The organism is Streptomyces luteoverticillatus, from assembly GCF_003970715.1.
Taxonomy (GTDB): Bacteria; Actinomycetota; Actinomycetes; order Streptomycetales; family Streptomycetaceae; genus Streptomyces; species Streptomyces abikoensis.
In genome coordinates this window covers 2044120-2060077 of sequence record NZ_CP034587.1, presented here as the reverse complement: position 1 = coordinate 2060077, position 15958 = coordinate 2044120, and the positions used below count along the sequence as shown (strand labels likewise).

The window sequence follows — 15958 nt, the reverse complement described above, 5'->3', positions numbered from 1 at the left end:
ACCTTCCCGGACGGGGATAATGGATCTACCTCCGAAGCGTTGGCCTACGGCCCCGTGTTGCTCACGCACCGGTCTTCCACTTGCCGAAACGCGCGGGAAGAGCCCACCAGGGCGCCCCGACATGCTGCCGGAAGAGGGCTGATGCGGCCCCGGCCGTACTCATCGGGGCCGGGGAGTCAGCCGCAACCACGCGCCCCCACATGCAGCGCCAGCGCCGTGTTCGGTGCGACCGTCGCCGTGAAGCGGCCGTCCGCGCCCACCGTGACGCGACGCCCGCTCTGGACGTCGCAGTAGTCCCCGCCCGGCAGCGACGTCTGGAAGGCGCGGCTCACCGCGAACCCCTCGTGGTTGACCACCACGTACCCCTTGTCGCCCCGCCCGAAGGCGATCGCCTGGTAGCCGTTGTCCCACCACCCCGTCACCGGCGTGCCCCGCACCGCGTTGCGGAACGCCGCCATGTTGCGGATCTCCGGCCAGGCGTGCTGGCACTTCCAGCCGTCCTGCCAGCACGCTCCCACCGCGCCCCCGCGAGGCGGCCCCGCGTCGCGGTCGGTGAACTCGTAGCCGGAGTGGACGTCCGGCGAGCCGTACGGCCAGGCGAGCATGAAGACCTGAGCCAACGTGTAGTTCGCGCCGTCCTTGTAGGAGAGGGTGTCGCCGTTGCGCTCGGTGTCGTGGTTGTCGACGAAGACCGACGCCCTGTCGCTCGGCAGATAGGCCCAGCCCTCGCCGTAGTTCTTCAGGTAGGCCAGCCGTTCGCGCTGGAAGACGCGCTTGAGGTCGCGGGCGTAGCGGAACTCCTGGACGTCACCAGTACTGGTGTACTCCTCGGGCTGGACGGCCTCGCCGGCGCCGTGGATCGTCTCCTGCTTCCAGTAGACGTCCGGCCGGCTCAGCTTCGCCTTGATCGCGGCGAGGTCGGCGGCGGCGATGTGCTTGGCGGCGTCGACGCGGAAGCCGTCGGCGCCGAGGGAGAGCAGGTCCTCGAGGTAGCCGGCGATGGCGGTGCGGACGTGGTCGCTGCCGGTGTCGAGGTCGGCGAGGCCGACGAGCTCACAGTTCTGGACGTCCGCGCGGCTGGTGTAATCGCTGATGGGCTTGCGACAGGTGTGGAAGTCGGTGTCGTTGTAGAGACCGGGGTAGCCGTACTTGGTATACGACGTGCCGCCCGTGCCCACGCCCGCGCCCGCCGCCATGTGGTTGACGACGGCGTCGACGACGACCTTCACGCCCGCCGCGTGGCACGCGCGCGTCATCGCCGTGAAGGCGGCGCGGTCGCCGAGCCGGCCGGCGATCCGGTAGCCGACGGGCTGGTAGGACGTCCACCACTGGGGGCCCTGGACGTGCTCCTGGGGCGGGGAGACCTGGACGTATCCGTAGCCGGCGGGGCCGAGGGCGGCGGCGCACTCGCGGCCCACCGACGGGTAATCCCACTCGAAGAGGACAGCCGTGACGTCCTTCTCGCCCGGGGCGCTCGCCGCCGCCGGTGGGGCGCCGACGGTCGTTCCCGCCAGCAGGGTAGCCACGACGGTAAGGATTCTTCGGGCAATTCCGGGCATGCGGGTGGGAGGCACGGCGTCTCCTGGCGTGGGGGGTGGGGGCGGCAGTGCGGCGTACGACGACCCCGCGCGGCAAGCCGCCTTGCCCGTAAGGCCGCGAAGGTTCATGAAGGTTCTTGCAGCAAAGGTGCCCGCACGAGTGCAACCGCTTGCCGGTCGAGACCGTACGAGCCCCGGCCGCAACCGGTCAACCCTCTGGACACGGGATGGTTACAACCGCGAAATCTTGGGATTCCCTTCTTGCAAGGTCTTTCGCAAGAGATTGCAGCCTGTTAGCTTCCTCCTCAGCTCGGGCCGCCCTCCCCTCAGGCGGCCTCCCGGAAGAGGAGCATCCATATGCGAAGAGGCATATCGGTCGCCGCCGTTGTCGGTGCGCTGGCCCTGACCATGACCGCGTGCGGCAGTGGCGGCGACAACGGCGGTGACGGCTCCAAGGCGGCGAACGACCCGGGCGCCGTGAGCGGCACCATCACCTGGTGGGACACCTCCGACGCGACCAACGAGGCGCCGGCCTTCAAGAAGCTCGTCAAGGACTTCGAGGCCAAGTACCCGAAGATCAAGGTCGATTACGTCAACGTCCCCTTCGACCAGGCGCAGCAGAAGTTCAAGACGGCGGCCTCCACCGGCAAGGGCGCCCCGGACGTGCTCCGCTCCGACGTGGGCTGGACCCCGGGCTTCGCCCAGCTCGGCTACCTCAAGGACCTCACCGGCACGCCCGCTCTGGGCAACACCGGCGACTTCCTCGAAGGCCCGCTGAAGAACGCGGCTTACCAAGGCAAGACCTACGGCGTCCCCCAGGTCACCGACACCCTCGGGCTCCTCTACAACAAGGAGCTCTTCCAGAAGGCCGGCGTCGAGAAGGCCCCGGCGAACTGGCAGGAGGTGAAGGAGGCGGCCGCGAAGGTCAAGGAGAAGACGGGCGCCGAGGGCATCGGCCTCAGCCCCGACAGCTACTACTCGCTGCCCTTCCTCTACGGCGAGAACAGCGACATGGTCGACGCCGCCAAGAAGAAGATCACCATCGCGAACGCCGCGTCCCTCAAGGGCATCGAGACCGCCGTCGACCTGGTGAAGTCCGGCGCCGCCCCGAAGCCCGCCGGCACCGACGGCTACAACGCCCTCAAGACGGACTTCAAGAACGGCAAGCTGTCGATGCTGATCGACGGCCCCTGGGCGACCAAGGAGATCTTCGGCGGCGACGCCTACAAGTCCCGGGACAACCTGGGCATCGCCCCGATCCCGGCCGGCTCCACCGGTACGGCGGGCGCCCCGGTCGGCGGCCACAACCTCGTCGTCTACGCCGGGTCCAAGAACTTCGACGCCTCCTACCTCTTCACCCGGTTCATGACCGAGGCCGCCCAGCAGGAGAGCGTCTCCACCACCGTCGGCGTGCTGCCGACCCGCAAGTCGGCCTACACCCAGGCCGTGCTGGCCGACCCGGTGCGCAAGTCCTACTACGAGGCGCTGAGCAAGGCCCATCCGCGCCCGCCGATCCCGCAGGGCGGCGACCTCTTCACCGAGTGGCTCCAGCACTACACCAAGATCCTTACGCTCAAGGAGGAGCCCAAGGCGGGCCTGACGGCCACGGCCAAGGCCTGGCAGTCCGCGCTCCTCAAGGACTACGGGGTCGAGGAGTAGAGACCCCCATGGCTGCCACAGTCGTCACCCGGGTCAAGCGCTCCTTCGGCACGCACTGGTACGCGTGGGCGATGGTGCTGCCCGTCGTCATCGTCCTGGCGGTCCTCGTCGGGTATCCGCTGGGACGGGGCATCTACCTGTCCTTCACCGACGCCAACGAGGCCAACATCGGCCGGACGATCGGCGTCAACCACATCCCGTCGAGCTACCGGTTCGTCGGCCTCGACAACTACTGGAAGGTGCTCTCCGGCCAGGAGGGCCACTTCTACTCGCGGCTGGGCTGGACGGTCGTGTGGACGGCGTCCTGCGTGGTGCTCCACTACACCATCGGCCTGGGGCTGGCGCTGCTGCTCAACCGGCAGATGCGGTTCCGGACGCTGTACCGGGTGCTGCTGGTGCTGCCGTGGGCGGTGCCGGCGTTCGTCGCCACGTTCTCCTGGCGGCTGATGTTCAACGAGAAGTACGGCATCCTCAACTCCTTCATGACCACGCTGGGCCTGGACCCGGTCGACTGGCTCGGCGACAGCTTCCTGCAGAAGGTGTCGGCGGTCGCCGTCAACGTCTGGCTGGGCGTGCCGTTCATGATGGTGGCCATCCTGGGCGGCCTCCAGTCGATCCCCGCCGAGCTCCACGAGGCGGCCGAGATGGACGGCGCCACCCCGTGGCAGCGGTTCCGGCATGTGACGCTGCCGGGGCTGCGGGAGGTGAGCGGGACGGTGATCCTGCTCGGCGTCATCTGGACGTTCAACATGTTCCAGGTGATCTACCTGCTGATCGGCGCGGGGGCGAGCTCGGACAGCGAGATCCTGGTGACGTACTCCTACCGGCTCGCCTTCCAGGGCATCCGCGACTACGCGGGCTCGGCGACCTACGGGATCCTCATCCTCTCCCTCCTCCTGGTCTTCGCCGTCTTCTACCGCCGGACGCTCGCCCGACAGGAGGCCTCGCGATGACGAGCACCACAAGCAGCACCACAAGCACCACCCAGCGCGTCCGTCCCCGCGGCGAGCGCTCCCGGGCGGCCTCCGCCGGGCTGCACACCGCGCTGATCGTCGCCTCGGCCGTGGCGCTGTTCCCCGTCCTGTTCGTCGTCTTCGTCTCGCTGCGCGGCCGCGACGGCTGGCAGGAGCCCACCCGCCTCGTGGGCTTCAGCCTCGACAACTACACCCATGTGCTGGGCGAGACGAAGTTCCTGACGTGGTTCGGCAACTCCGTGGTCGTCGCCCTCGGGGCGACCGTCCTGGGCGTGCTCGTCGCGGCGAGCGCGGGGTACGCGGTCTCGCGGATGCGCTTCCCCGGCCACCGGCCGCTGATGTGGACGTTCCTCGTCGTGCAGATGTTCCCGATGGCGGTGCTGATCGTCCCGCTCTACAACCTCCTCGGGCAGCTGGAGCTCCTCGACTCCTACGCCGGCCTGATCGTCACCTACTGCTCGATCTCGGTGCCGTTCTGCGCGTGGATGCTCAAGGGCTACTTCGACACGATCCCCGCCGAGATCGACGAGGCGGGCCGGGTGGACGGGCTGACGCCCTTCGGCACGTTCTGGCGGCTGATCGTGCCGCTGGCCCGGCCGGGGCTGGCCGTCACCGCGTTCTACTCCTTCATCACGGCCTGGGGCGAGGTCGCCTTCGCCTCCCAGTTCATGAGCAGCGAGGAGCACTACACGCTCGCCGTGGGCCTGCAGACCTTCGTGGGCCAGCAGAAGGCCGAGTGGGGGCTGATGACGGCGGCGGCCGTGCTCATCACCGTCCCCGCCGGCGTGGTCTTCTTCCTCGCCCAGCGGCACCTGGTCGCCGGGCTCACCTCGGGCGGCACCAAGGGCTGACGCCCTCGGCCCGCCGGCCACCAGGTGAGCCCACGCGACGACGCACCCCGTACCGACAGCGACCCTACGAACCGATAGGACGTACATGACCCAGGACCTCGCGCCCTCCGTCCGCCCGGACGCCCATGCCGACGCCGACACCGCGCGGGCGGCGGACGGCTGGTGGCGCAGCGCCGTCATCTACCAGGTGTACGTGCGCTCGTTCGCCGACAGCGACGGCGACGGCATCGGCGACCTGCGCGGGATCCGCGAGCGGCTGCCGTACCTGGCGGGGCTGGGCGTGGACGCGCTGTGGCTGACGCCGTTCTACGCCTCGCCGCAGGCGGACGGGGGCTACGACGTCGCGGACTACCGGGCCGTGGACCCGCTGTTCGGGCAGCTGTCGGACGCGGACGACCTGGTGCGGGAGGCGCACCGGCTGGGCCTGCGGGTGATCGTCGACATCGTGCCCAACCACACGTCGGACCGGCACGCCTGGTTCGAGGAGGCGCTCGCGGACCGCCCGGGGGGGACGGCCCGCGAGCGCTACCACTTCCGGCCGGGCCGGGGCGCGGCCGGGGAACTCCCGCCGAACGACTGGGAGTCCGTCTTCGGCGGCCCGGCCTGGACCCGGACGACCGGTCCGGACGGTACCCCTGGCGAGTGGTACCTCCACCTGTTCGCGTCCGAGCAGCCGGACCTCAACTGGGAGAACCCGGAGGTCCGCGAGGAGTTCGCGTCCGTGCTGCGGTTCTGGCTGGACCTGGGCGTGGACGGCTTCCGCATCGACGTGGCGCACGGCATGGTCAAGGCGCCGGGGCTGCCGGACATCGGCCGCACCGAGCAGGCCAAGCTGATCGGCGCGCAGGTGCTGCCGTTCTTCGACCAGGACGGGGTGCACGAGATCCACCGGGACTGGCGGCGGCTGCTGGACTCCTACCCGGGCGAGCGGATCGGTGTGGCGGAGGCGTGGGCGCCGACGTCCGAGCGGCTCGCGCTGTACGTCCGGCCGGACGAGCTCCACCAGGCGTTCAACTTCCAGTTCCTGACCTGCGACTGGGACGCGGGTCAGATGCGGACGGTGATCGACGCGTCGCTGGAGGCGACGCGTTCGGTGGGGGCGCCCACCACCTGGGTGCTGTCCAACCACGACGTCGTGCGGCACCCCACGCGCTACGGCTCCGGCGACACCGGCCTGGGGCTGCGGCGGGCGCGGGCGGCGGCGCTGCTGATGCTGGCGCTGCCGGGCTCGGCCTACGTCTACCAGGGCGAGGAGCTGGGGCTGCCGGAGGTCGTGGAGCTGCCCGACGAGGTGCGCCAGGACCCGGCGTTCTTCCGGGGCGACGGCCAGGACGGGCTGCGCGACGGCTGCCGGGTGCCGCTGCCGTGGTCGGGCGAGGAGGCGCCGTACGGCTTCGGGCCCGGCGGCAGCTGGCTGCCGCAGCCCGCCGCGTGGGCGGAGCTGTCGGTGGAGGCGCAGTCGGGGGACCCCCGCTCGACGCTGGAGCTCTACCGCTCGGCGCTGGCCGTGCGACGGGAGCTGCCGGGGCTGGGCGACGGGGAGATGACCTGGCTGGACGCCCCCGAGGGGGTGCTGACGTTCTCCCGGCCGGGCTTCGTGTGCACGCTCAACACGCGCGGCGACGAGGTGACGCTCCCGGTGCCGGGCCGCCCGGTACTGGCGAGCACCGCCCTGGCCATTTCCATCCCGGAAGGTCGCTGTACGGGCGGTACGGTGCGGATCCCCTCGGATTCATGCGTGTGGTGGGCAGTCTGACATGCGACCGGTACAGTCACCTCCTGTGACCGCCCGGCTCTCCGACATCGCAGCCCAGGCGGGTGTCAGCGAAGCAACCGTCAGCCGCGTCCTCAACGGAAAGCCGGGGGTCGCCGCCTCCACCCGCGAGGGAGTGCTGGCCGCGCTCGACGTGCTCGGCTACGAGCGTCCGGTGCGGCTGCGGCAGCGCAGCGCGGGCCTGGTGGGACTGATCACCCCGGAGCTGGACAATCCCATCTTTCCGGCGTTCGCCCAGGTCATAGGGCAGGCGCTGACCCGCCAGGGCTATACGCCGGTACTGGCGACCCAGACGCCGGGCGGCTCCACGGAGGACGAGCTCACGGAGATGCTCGTCGACCGGGGCGTCGCCGGGATCATCTATGTCTCCGGGCTCCACGCGGACACGTCGGCGGACATGCAGCGCTACGCCCGGCTGCGGGCCCAGGGCGTGCCGTTCGTGCTGATCAACGGCTTCTCGGCGGAGGTCCGGGCGCCTTTCGTCTCCCCCGACGACCGGGCCGCCGTACAGCTGGCCGTCACCCATTTGGCCGCACTGGGCCACCGCCGGATAGGACTGGCCCTCGGGCCCCGCAGATACGTTCCCGTGCAGCGGAAGATCGAGGGCTTCCTGGACAGCATGCGGGAGCGGCTCGCCATGGGCCGGGAAGAGGCCGAGGAGCTGATCCAGCATTCGCTGTTCACTCTTGAGGGTGGTCAGGCGGCGGCCGCCGCGTTGATCGACCGGGGGTGCACGGCGGTGGTGTGCGCCAGCGACATGATGGCGCTGGGGGTGGTCCGGGCGGCGCGGCAGCGCGGTCTCGAAGTCCCGCGCGACATCTCGGTGGTGGGCTTCGACGACTCCCCGCTCATCGCGTTCACCGATCCGCCGCTGACCACGATCCGGCAGCCGGTCCAGTCGATGGGTCAGGCCGCGGTGCGCGCGTTGCTGGAGGAGGTCGGCGGGACGCCCGCGCCGTACGGCGAGTTCGTCTTCCTGCCCGAACTGGTCGTCAGGGGTTCCACGGCCTCGGCGCCGGGAGCGCGTACGTAACCCTCGTACAGCCGCCCGGCACGGGCCGCCCGAAGGAGGACGAACCGGGGCGTAGGTGGCGTGAACCGGACCGGGTGCCGATCTGCCGCCGAGCGCTATCTGGCAGACTCTTTCCCTATGGGTGAAGCGACAGCAAAGACCCTGGAAGGCCGCACGGCCGCCGCGCCACCCACCGAGGCGGGTGGCGCGACGGGCGCGGACCGGCCGCGGGCGAACCGCTTCCGGCTGCGGCGGCCCCGTGCGCCACGGCGCCCACGCCTGTGGTTCGAGGTACTGCTGATCGCGGTGAGTTACTGGACGTACTCGCTCGTCCGCAACGCCGTGCCGGAGCAGAGAGCCGCCGCGCTGCGCAACGCCGACTGGATCTGGCAGGCCGAGCAGAGCCTCCACATCGCCGTGGAGCACACGGTCAACCGGGCCGTGAATTCGGTGACGTGGCTGATCGTGGGCATGAACTACTACTACGCGACGCTCCACTTCGTGCTCACCATCGGCGTGCTGGTCTGGCTCTACCGCTGGCACCCCGGGCGATACGCGGCGGCCCGGCTGACGTTGTTCGCCACCACGGGTGTGGCCCTGCTCGGCTACTACCTGTATCCGCTCGCCCCGCCACGGCTGATGGAGGACCTCGGCTTCGTCGACACGGTCGTCGTCCACCACACCTGGGGCTCGATGGCCTCGGGCAACCTCGCGGACGTCTCCAACCAGTACGCGGCGATGCCCTCGATGCACATCGGCTGGTCGACCTGGTGCGGCGTCATCATCGCGTCGCTGGCGCGGCCGGTGTGGGTACGGGTGCTGGGCGTGCTCTACCCGGTGGCGACGCTGGTGGTGATCGTGTCGACCGCCAACCACTTCTGGCTGGACGCGGTGGGCGGCCTGCTCTGCCTGGCGCTCGGCCTCACCCTGTCCCGGGTGTGGTTCGGGGCGCTGCCGCACCGGCTGCCCCGCCATGTGGCGATCAAGGACGACCGGCGGGACGCTGGACCGGGCGGTCCGGGCGCGGGCAACGCCGCCGGCCGGGCACCGAGGCAACGCCGCCGGGCCCCCTCCCGTCCGGAACCGGTGGCACCGGGCGGCCGCCGCACCCGCACGACGGAACGGGTGCGCTAGGGGATCGAGCCGCCCGCTTGCCCACCAGCCCAGCGCAATTCGCCATTCAGGCCCTGGGGGAGGGGGGCGAAGCGCTGGCACAAGATGTACTGCTCAGAGTCCCCGGGTCCCCCGGGGGCTCTTTTCGTACCTCCGAACCGAAGGAGCACCCCTCCATGAGACCCCTGGCCGTCGTCCTCACGGCCCTGTTACCCCTCCTGGGGTCGGCCCCGGCCCACGCCGAGCCGCCCGCCCCGCAAAAACCCGACGCGAAAGTCCAGTGGCTCGACAGGCAAACCGTCGCCTGGCCCAAGAACCTCGGCGACCCCGCCCGCCCCCACCGCCTCGTCCATGAACGCGGAACGTTCACGCTCACCCTCCAGCGAGGTGGGCCCACCGCCGCCTACGACGCCTTCCACGTCGAGGCCACCCCGGAACAGGTGCGCACCGCGCTCCGCGGCCCCCTCACCGCCGAGACGGACGACGGCGTCCGCACCGGCGTCCAGATCCCCGGCGTCCTGGACGACCTCTACGCCCCCGCCGCCACCAAGGCCCACCTGGGCCCCGTCTTCCGCGACGGTCGCCCCACCCTCTCCGTCTGGGCGCCCACCGCCAAAACCGTGGCGCTCGAGCTCGACGGCCGTACGCTCCCCATGCGCCGCGACGCCGCCAGCGGCGTCTGGAGCGCCACCGGGCCCCGTTCCTGGGCCGGCAAGCCCTACCGCTACGCCGTCACCGTCCACGCCCCGACCATCGGTAAGACCGTCGTCAACCACGTCACCGACCCGTACTCCACCGCCCTCACCGCCGACTCCACCCGCAGCCTCGTCACCGACCTGTCGGCCCCCGCCTTCGCCCCGCCAGGCTGGGCAAACCTGCGCAAGCCCAAGCCCGTCCCCTTCCGGGACGCCCGCATACAGGAACTCCACGTCCGGGACTTCTCCCCGCGCGGCGATTACCTCGCCTTCACCGAGCCCGCCTCGCCCGGCATGCGCCACCTCAAGTCCCTCGCCGACGCCGGGACCTCCTACGTCCACCTGCTGCCCGTCTTCGACTTCGCGACCATTCCCGAGCGGCGCGCCGACCAGGCGACCCCGCCCTGCGACCTGGCCGCCTTCCCCGCCGAGTCCGAAGAGCAGCAGAAGTGCGTCGCCCGCACCGCCGCCCGCGACGCCTACAACTGGGGCTACGACCCGCTGCACTACACCGTCCCCGAGGGCTCCTACGCCTCCGACCCCGACGGGCCCCGGCGTACGGTCGAGTTCCGGCGGATGGTGCAGGGGCTGGCGGGCGCCGGGCTGCGCACGGTCATGGACGTCGTCTACAACCACACCGCCGCCTCCGGCCAGGACGAGCGGTCCGTCCTCGACCGGATCGTGCCCGGCTACTACCACCGGCTCCTCGACGACGGCTCCGTCGCCACCTCCACGTGCTGCGCCAACACCGCGCCCGAGCACGCCATGATGGGCAAGCTCGTCGTCGACTCGGTCGTCACCTGGGCGAAGGAGTACAAGGTCGACGGCTTCCGCTTCGACCTGATGGGACACCACCCCAAGGCCAACATCCTCGCCGTGCGCGCCGCCCTCGACACGCTGACGCCCGCCAGGGACGGCGTCGACGGCAAGTCCGTGATCCTCTACGGGGAGGGCTGGAACTTCGGCGAGGTCGCGAACGACGCCCGTTTCGTCCAGGCCACGCAGAAGAACATGGCCGGCACCGGCATCGCCACCTTCTCCGACCGCTCCCGCGACGCGATCCGCGGCGGCGGCCCCTTCGACGACGACCCCCGCGTCCAGGGCTTCGCCTCCGGGCTCTTCACCGACCCCAACGCCTCGCCCGCCAATGGATCGCCCGCCGAACAGCGGGCCCGGCTGCTGCACGCCCAGGACCTGATCAAGGTCGGCCTGACCGGCAACCTCGCCGCGTACCGCTTCACCGACACCACCGGCCGGTCCGTGCGCGGCGCCGACGTCGACTACAACGGCCAGCCCGCCGGATACGCCGCCGCGCCTGGCGACGCCCTGTCCTACGCCGACGCCCACGACAACGAGACCCTCTACGACGCCCTCGCCTACAAGCTGCCGCAGGCCACCACCCCTGACGACCGGGCCAGAACGCAGGTCCTCGCCCTGGCCGCCGCCACCCTCTCCCAGGGTCCGGCTCTCTCCCAGGCCGGTACGGACCTGCTGCGCTCCAAGTCCCTGGACCGCAACTCCTACGACAGCGGCGACTGGTTCAACGCGATCCACTGGAACTGCGCCGAGGGCAACGGCTTCGGCCGGGGCCTGCCGCCCGCCGCCGACAACGCCGCCAAGTGGCCGTACGCCCGCCCGCTGCTGGCAGACCCGGCCCTGCGGCCCGGCTGCGGACCCATTGCCGCCGCCTCGGCCGCCTACCGCGACCTGCTGCGCGTCCGCACCACCGAGAGGGCCTTCAGCCAGCCGACCGCCGAGGCCGTGCAGGCCGCGCTGTCCTTCCCGCTCTCCGGCAGGGACGAGACACCGGGCGTCATCACCATGCGCCTCGGCGATCTGGTCGTCGTCCTCAACGCCACCCCGCAGGAGCGCGCCCAGACGGTCCCGGCCCTCGCGGGCACCGGTTACCGCCTCCACCCGGTGCAGGCGCACGGCTCGGACCCCGTCGTGAAGTCCGCGTCCTACGCCACCGGAACGGGCACCTTCACCGTGCCCGGCCGTACGGTCGCGGTCTTCAGGGCACGGTAATACCGGTAGGGAGCAGGGCGGGTGCTCCGATCCCGGCCGTGAGCCGGACGAAGGGCTCGTCCACCGGCTCGTCCCCGAGGACCCGGACCAGCACCGCCGCCGTCTCCTCGTCGTACGCGGCGCTCACCGCGGTGAGCGCCGCGAAGGCGTGCACCAGTTGCCGCTCCAGCTCCGCGCGCGGGACGCGGCGGCCGTCCAGCCACAGCAGCGCGGTGCTCTCCGCCAGCGAGATCCACGACCGCAGCAGCAGCTCCAGCCGGGCGGACGGCTCCCGTACGCCCAGGTGCGTCAGCAGGTGGCCGTACGCGGCCTGCCGCACCCCGTCGATCATCGCGCAGGACGGGCCGGTGCCCGCCATCGCCGGGCCGCCGCGCAGCAGCGCGGCGAAGGCCGGCCCGTAGGTCTCCACGAAGTCGAAGAAGCGGCGCATCACCCGCGCCAGCCGGCCGCCGGACGGGCCCTCGCACGGCTCGGCGAGCCGTGCGGTCAGCTCGTCGGCGGCGTGGCGCAGCGCGGCCTCGTAGAGGCTCTGCTTGCAGGGGAAGTAGTGATAGACGAGCGGCCGGGAGATCCCGGCCGCGGTGGCGATGTCGTCGACGGAGACGGTGTCGGGCGGGCGGTGCCCGAACAGGTCGAGGGCGACCGCGATCAGTTGCTCACGGCGCTGCTCGACACCCATCCTGCGGCGTACCCCGGTCGTCATGGCGGTCATCCTAAACCGCCCCGTACCGGGGGCCGTTCGGCCCGGGCCGGACGGCTCAGCGCAGCTGCTCCAGTTTGCCGCCGTCCTCCAGACGGGCCGTCAGCTCGACCTGGGCGCCCTGGTGGGTGGGCGCGGCCAGGAGAGGGCCCCGGTCGCTGCCGTGCGCCCCGCCCGTCGCCGTGACGGAGGCGACGTCGCCACCGCCCGCCGCCAGCGCGTACCAGGTGCCGCCCGGGGACTTCCACAGGGCGCCCGCCAGGACGTGCGGTTCGCGGGCCCCGCAGGTGAGCGTGGACTCGGCGCGGCCGACGACCGAGGCGGGCGCGCCCGCCCGGCCGCCGGGGGCCAGGAACTGGGCCAGTACGCGGCTGCCCGCGCCGCGCCAGGTCTCGGCCCGGGTGCAGAACCACTCCGCGCTCCCGGCGGCCCCGGGGAGCGTCTGGGTGGCGAACTGCCAGGAGTTCACCGAGCGCACGCCCTGCCCCCGCACGGTCGTCAGCCGGCAGGCCGTGTGGGCCCAGGCCGCGCGGTCCTTGGCGCCGGTCGCGTCGTGCGGGGCGGCGGGGGAGCCCGCGGTGAGCCGGGTGGGGAGCAGTTCGCCGAGGTCGGTGACCAGGTGCTCGCCGAGGCGGAGGGCCGTCCAGGTGTGGCAGTCGCCCGCGCCGGCGGGGCTGGGCACGGAGTCGGTGACGCCGTCGGCGCCGCGGCGCAGCGGCTCGTCGGCGGCGCCGGGGGCGAGGAGGTCCCGTACGGCGGCGTCGGCGATCCAGGGCGCGGTCAGGTAGCGGACGTTGCCGTCGGTGCGGCCGACGACGAGCGCGGCGGCGCCGGCGGTGTCGGCCGCGTCGGCGCGGGCGAAGTCCAGGGCGGCCGCGCCGGTGTCGCCGTCCTTGGACTCGGCGTAGCGCACGACGCGCAGCCCGTCGTAGAGGAGGACGACCGTCGCCGCGTCGACCTCGCCGGCGTACAGCAGTTGCGGGGGGCCGGCGGCGGGCCCGGTGGCGGTGCCGGGTGTCGCGGTGATCTGCACGGAGGGGCCCGGCCGGGCCCAGACGGCCAGTGCCCGGCGCAGCAGTTCCTTGTCGCCGGTGCGGCCGCCGCGCGCGGGCCAGGAGGCGAAGCCGGGGCGGTCGGCGCTCTTCCACGCGGTGGGGGCGGCGGTGACCAGCCGGGCCGGGTCGAGGGCCTGGCCGGCGGCCGTGTTCTGCGCGTACGGGGGCGCGGCCGCGCCGTCGGGGCCCCAGCCGCCGTCGGGCAGGGCGATCAGCGTCCCGCACACCACGACGGCCGCGGCGGCGGCCAGGGCGGCCCTGGTGTGCTGGCGGCGGCGCATCAGGTCGGTGGGCCGGGCCTGGAGGGAGCACGGGTCGAACTCCACCGACTCCAGCAGCGAGGCGTCCCGGCTGCCGGGCGGGATCCGCACCCCGTCGGCCTCGGCCAGGGCCGCGCCCGGCTCCAGTACCCCGGCGGCGGCCAGCATCCGTACCACGTCGTCCTCGTCGGGCAATTCCAGCGCGCGCAGCACATAGGCGGCGCGGCCGGGCGCGGAGAGCGCGGCGAGCGCCTGGTCGAGGACGAGCTCGTCGGCGCCGCCCGAGCGCGGGAACAGCCGCAGCCCCCACACCTGCGGCAGCAGCGGCGGCAACTGCCCGGGGCGCGGCAGCCGGAACCGGCCGCGCGGGCGCGCGGCGGCCAGCGCGGAGTCCAGCACCCGCTGGCGGACGTAGGCGTATCCCGGGTCCTCCGGCGACCTCCGGGTGCCCCGGGGCCCCGGCAGGACGGTCTCCTCGTCCCGCGCGCCCGCCCTGCCCCGGGGCAGGGCCCGCTGGACGAGGGCGTGGGCGGTCAGCACGCGCCGGTTCCGGCCCAGCGACGGCGGCAGCACCAGGTAGGCGAGCCGTACCAGCCGCGGATAGTGCTCGATGAGCGCGGCCTCGGCCTGCTCGACGTCGACAGTGGGCGGGGCGGGGGGCCGGGAGGCCATTGCTTGCTGCTGCACGTAGGTAGAACGAGTGAATGATGCGATGGTCACTTCACCCGTCACCCGAGTGGGCGGCTCATCCGAGCGGGCCCTTCGGGTGGTTCGGCCGTGTTATCGGTCGGGCGCGTCATGGTTATCGGTCGGGCGCGTCACGCGACGCAGCGGGCCCGGATCCGGTCGACCGCCGAGTCCGGGATGCCGAGCCCGTCGCGCACGTACCCCGTCACGCCGCCGTACGTCCGGTGCATCTCCTCCAGCGCCACCGCCAGATAGCCGGGCCGCACGCCGAGGATGGCGTCGACGATGGCCGGGTCGCCGCCGGCGGCCGTGAAACGGTCGCTGACCGGTTTGAACGCCGCCCGGACCGCCGGTTCCACCGCCAGGTACTCCCGCTCGGCCGCCGCCTCGTCCGCCCCGAGCAGCAGCAGTATCAGCGTCGCCGCCCAGCCCGTGCGGTCCTTGCCCGCCGTGCAGTGGAAGAGCAGCGGCCCGCAGTCCGGCTCGGCGAGCGTGGTCAGCAGCAGCCGGAAGGCCTGGCAGGCGGACTCGGAGGAGACGAAGGAGCGGTAGACGTCGCTCATCACCTTTTCGGCCTTGCCGCCGCCCAGGTGCTCCTCGGCGGCGGCCGGGCTGCCCAGGACGTCCTCCAGCTTGCCGGGCACCTGCTCGCCGCCGCCCGGGTGGGTGGCGCCCGGCCCGGCGAAGACGTCCGCGACGATCAGACGGGCGCCCTCGGGCAGCCGGTCGGGCCGCTCGCGGCGCTCGTTCTCGCTGCGCAGGTCCACGACCGTGTGGATGCCGAGGGCGGCGACGGCGGGGTCGGCCACCACATCGAGGCGGTCGAGTCCTCCGGAGCGGAGCAGCAGCCCGGGGCGGACGGCGGAGTTGCCGACGAGCGCGATGCCGCCGAGGTCGCGGAGGTTCGTGATCGTCGAGGCATCGAACTGCTGGGGCATGGGCCGGTCTCCCTCATCCGCGTTTTGCGGCTTATCGCATTTTCTGCCCTCTTATTGTGAGGAACGCCGGCCGAGTCCGCGACGGCGGCCCCCGCCCAGCGCCGGGCCCAGCCCCAGGCCCAGCGTCAGCGCCAGCAGATGGCCCACGTCCGTGAAGGTCGTCCGGCCCCGCCCCTGAAGGCAGGGGCGGACACCGAGCGTGAGCAGCGCCGCGCACGCGGCCGTCCGGGCCGGGCCGCGCGGCAGGGCGGCGGCCAGGGCGCCCGCCACGGCGTTGAGGCCGTAGCTGACGCCCACGTCCGTCGCGGACCGCGTCCGGGGCCCGGCGCGCAGGCCGCGCAGCCCCGCGTAGACGAGGAGCGAGGCGCCCACGTGCCCGAAGGCGAACGCCCCCGCCGCCCACCACGCTCCGTAGGCGTACTCCGTGTACCCCAGCACGGCCAGCAGGAGCAGCGCGTACGGCAGCTCCATGGGGGCCTCGACGAGGAAGGCGCTGCCGGCCAGGGTGTCCCAGCGGCCCGCGTCGAGGTTGTCGACGTTGGTGGAGCACCGGCGCAGCAGGCGCTCCCGCGCCTCCGGCGTGAGCAGGCTCCGCACGGCGTACGCGCCCAACTGCACGCCCCCGACATAGGCGGGCGCCAGCCAGGGCAGCCCACGAGGGATCCGGGACACTT

10 protein-coding genes and 2 pseudogenes are annotated in these 15958 nt (G+C 72.5%); 7 read left to right on the top strand and 5 right to left on the bottom strand.

What is annotated here, in order from left to right:
- Positions 1–182 precede the first annotated feature (182 nt).
- Positions 183–1550: pseudogene (locus EKH77_RS08705) on the bottom strand (alpha-amylase); the annotation flags it as partial.
- Between the two features lie 345 nt (positions 1551–1895).
- Between EKH77_RS08705 and EKH77_RS08700 the strand changes: the two are divergent.
- The 7 genes and pseudogenes from EKH77_RS08700 to pulA form a co-directional block, all read left to right on the top strand.
- The gene (locus EKH77_RS08700; protein WP_126913838.1) at positions 1896–3197 is read left to right on the top strand and encodes an extracellular solute-binding protein; all 1302 of its coding nucleotides are present in this window, start codon (positions 1896–1898) and stop codon (positions 3195–3197) included.
- Positions 3198–3205: 8 nt separating this feature from the next.
- The gene (locus EKH77_RS08695) at positions 3206–4150 is read left to right on the top strand and encodes a carbohydrate ABC transporter permease (RefSeq protein ID WP_126913837.1); all 945 of its coding nucleotides are present in this window, start codon (positions 3206–3208) and stop codon (positions 4148–4150) included.
- Positions 4147–5022, top strand: coding sequence for a sugar ABC transporter permease (locus EKH77_RS08690; protein WP_126913836.1), 876 nt, complete (start codon positions 4147–4149; stop codon positions 5020–5022). Before EKH77_RS08695 ends, EKH77_RS08690 begins: the two co-directional genes overlap by 4 nt.
- Positions 5023–5107: 85 nt before the next feature.
- Positions 5108–6778: a glycoside hydrolase family 13 protein gene (locus EKH77_RS08685; protein ID WP_126913835.1), complete on the top strand. Its 1671-nt coding sequence runs from the start codon at positions 5108–5110 to the stop codon at positions 6776–6778.
- Positions 6779–6803: 25 nt separating this feature from the next.
- The gene (locus EKH77_RS08680; protein WP_240667276.1) at positions 6804–7829 is read left to right on the top strand and encodes a LacI family DNA-binding transcriptional regulator; all 1026 of its coding nucleotides are present in this window, start codon (positions 6804–6806) and stop codon (positions 7827–7829) included.
- A 117-nt stretch (positions 7830–7946) separates the two neighbouring features.
- Positions 7947–8942 carry a phosphatase PAP2 family protein gene (locus EKH77_RS08675; RefSeq protein WP_126913833.1) on the top strand — a complete coding sequence of 332 codons (996 nt, stop codon included), beginning with the start codon at positions 7947–7949 and terminating at the stop codon, positions 8940–8942.
- Between the two features lie 227 nt (positions 8943–9169).
- Positions 9170–11644: pseudogene (gene pulA, locus EKH77_RS08670) on the top strand (pullulanase-type alpha-1,6-glucosidase); the annotation flags it as partial.
- Here the strand turns inward: pulA and EKH77_RS08665 are convergent.
- The 4 genes from EKH77_RS08665 to EKH77_RS08650 all read right to left on the bottom strand — a co-directional run bounded on the left by EKH77_RS08665 (position 11631) and on the right by EKH77_RS08650 (position 15956).
- On the bottom strand, positions 11631–12347 hold the full coding sequence (locus EKH77_RS08665) for a TetR/AcrR family transcriptional regulator (RefSeq protein ID WP_126913831.1): 717 nt from the start codon (positions 12345–12347) through the stop codon (positions 11631–11633). The pseudogene pulA and the gene EKH77_RS08665 sit on opposite strands and share 14 nt — an antisense overlap.
- A gap of 55 nt (positions 12348–12402) precedes the next feature.
- A complete protein-coding gene (locus EKH77_RS08660; protein ID WP_126917961.1) occupies positions 12403–14331 on the bottom strand; it encodes a hypothetical protein in 1929 nt (642 codons plus the stop codon).
- Between the two features lie 146 nt (positions 14332–14477).
- On the bottom strand, positions 14478–15284 hold the full coding sequence (locus EKH77_RS08655; RefSeq protein ID WP_126913830.1) for a tyrosine-protein phosphatase: 807 nt from the start codon (positions 15282–15284) through the stop codon (positions 14478–14480).
- A 51-nt stretch (positions 15285–15335) separates the two neighbouring features.
- Complete coding sequence (locus tag EKH77_RS08650) at positions 15336–15956, bottom strand: rhomboid-like protein (RefSeq protein WP_240667275.1); 621 nt, start codon at positions 15954–15956, stop codon at positions 15336–15338.
- Positions 15957–15958 lie beyond the last annotated feature (2 nt).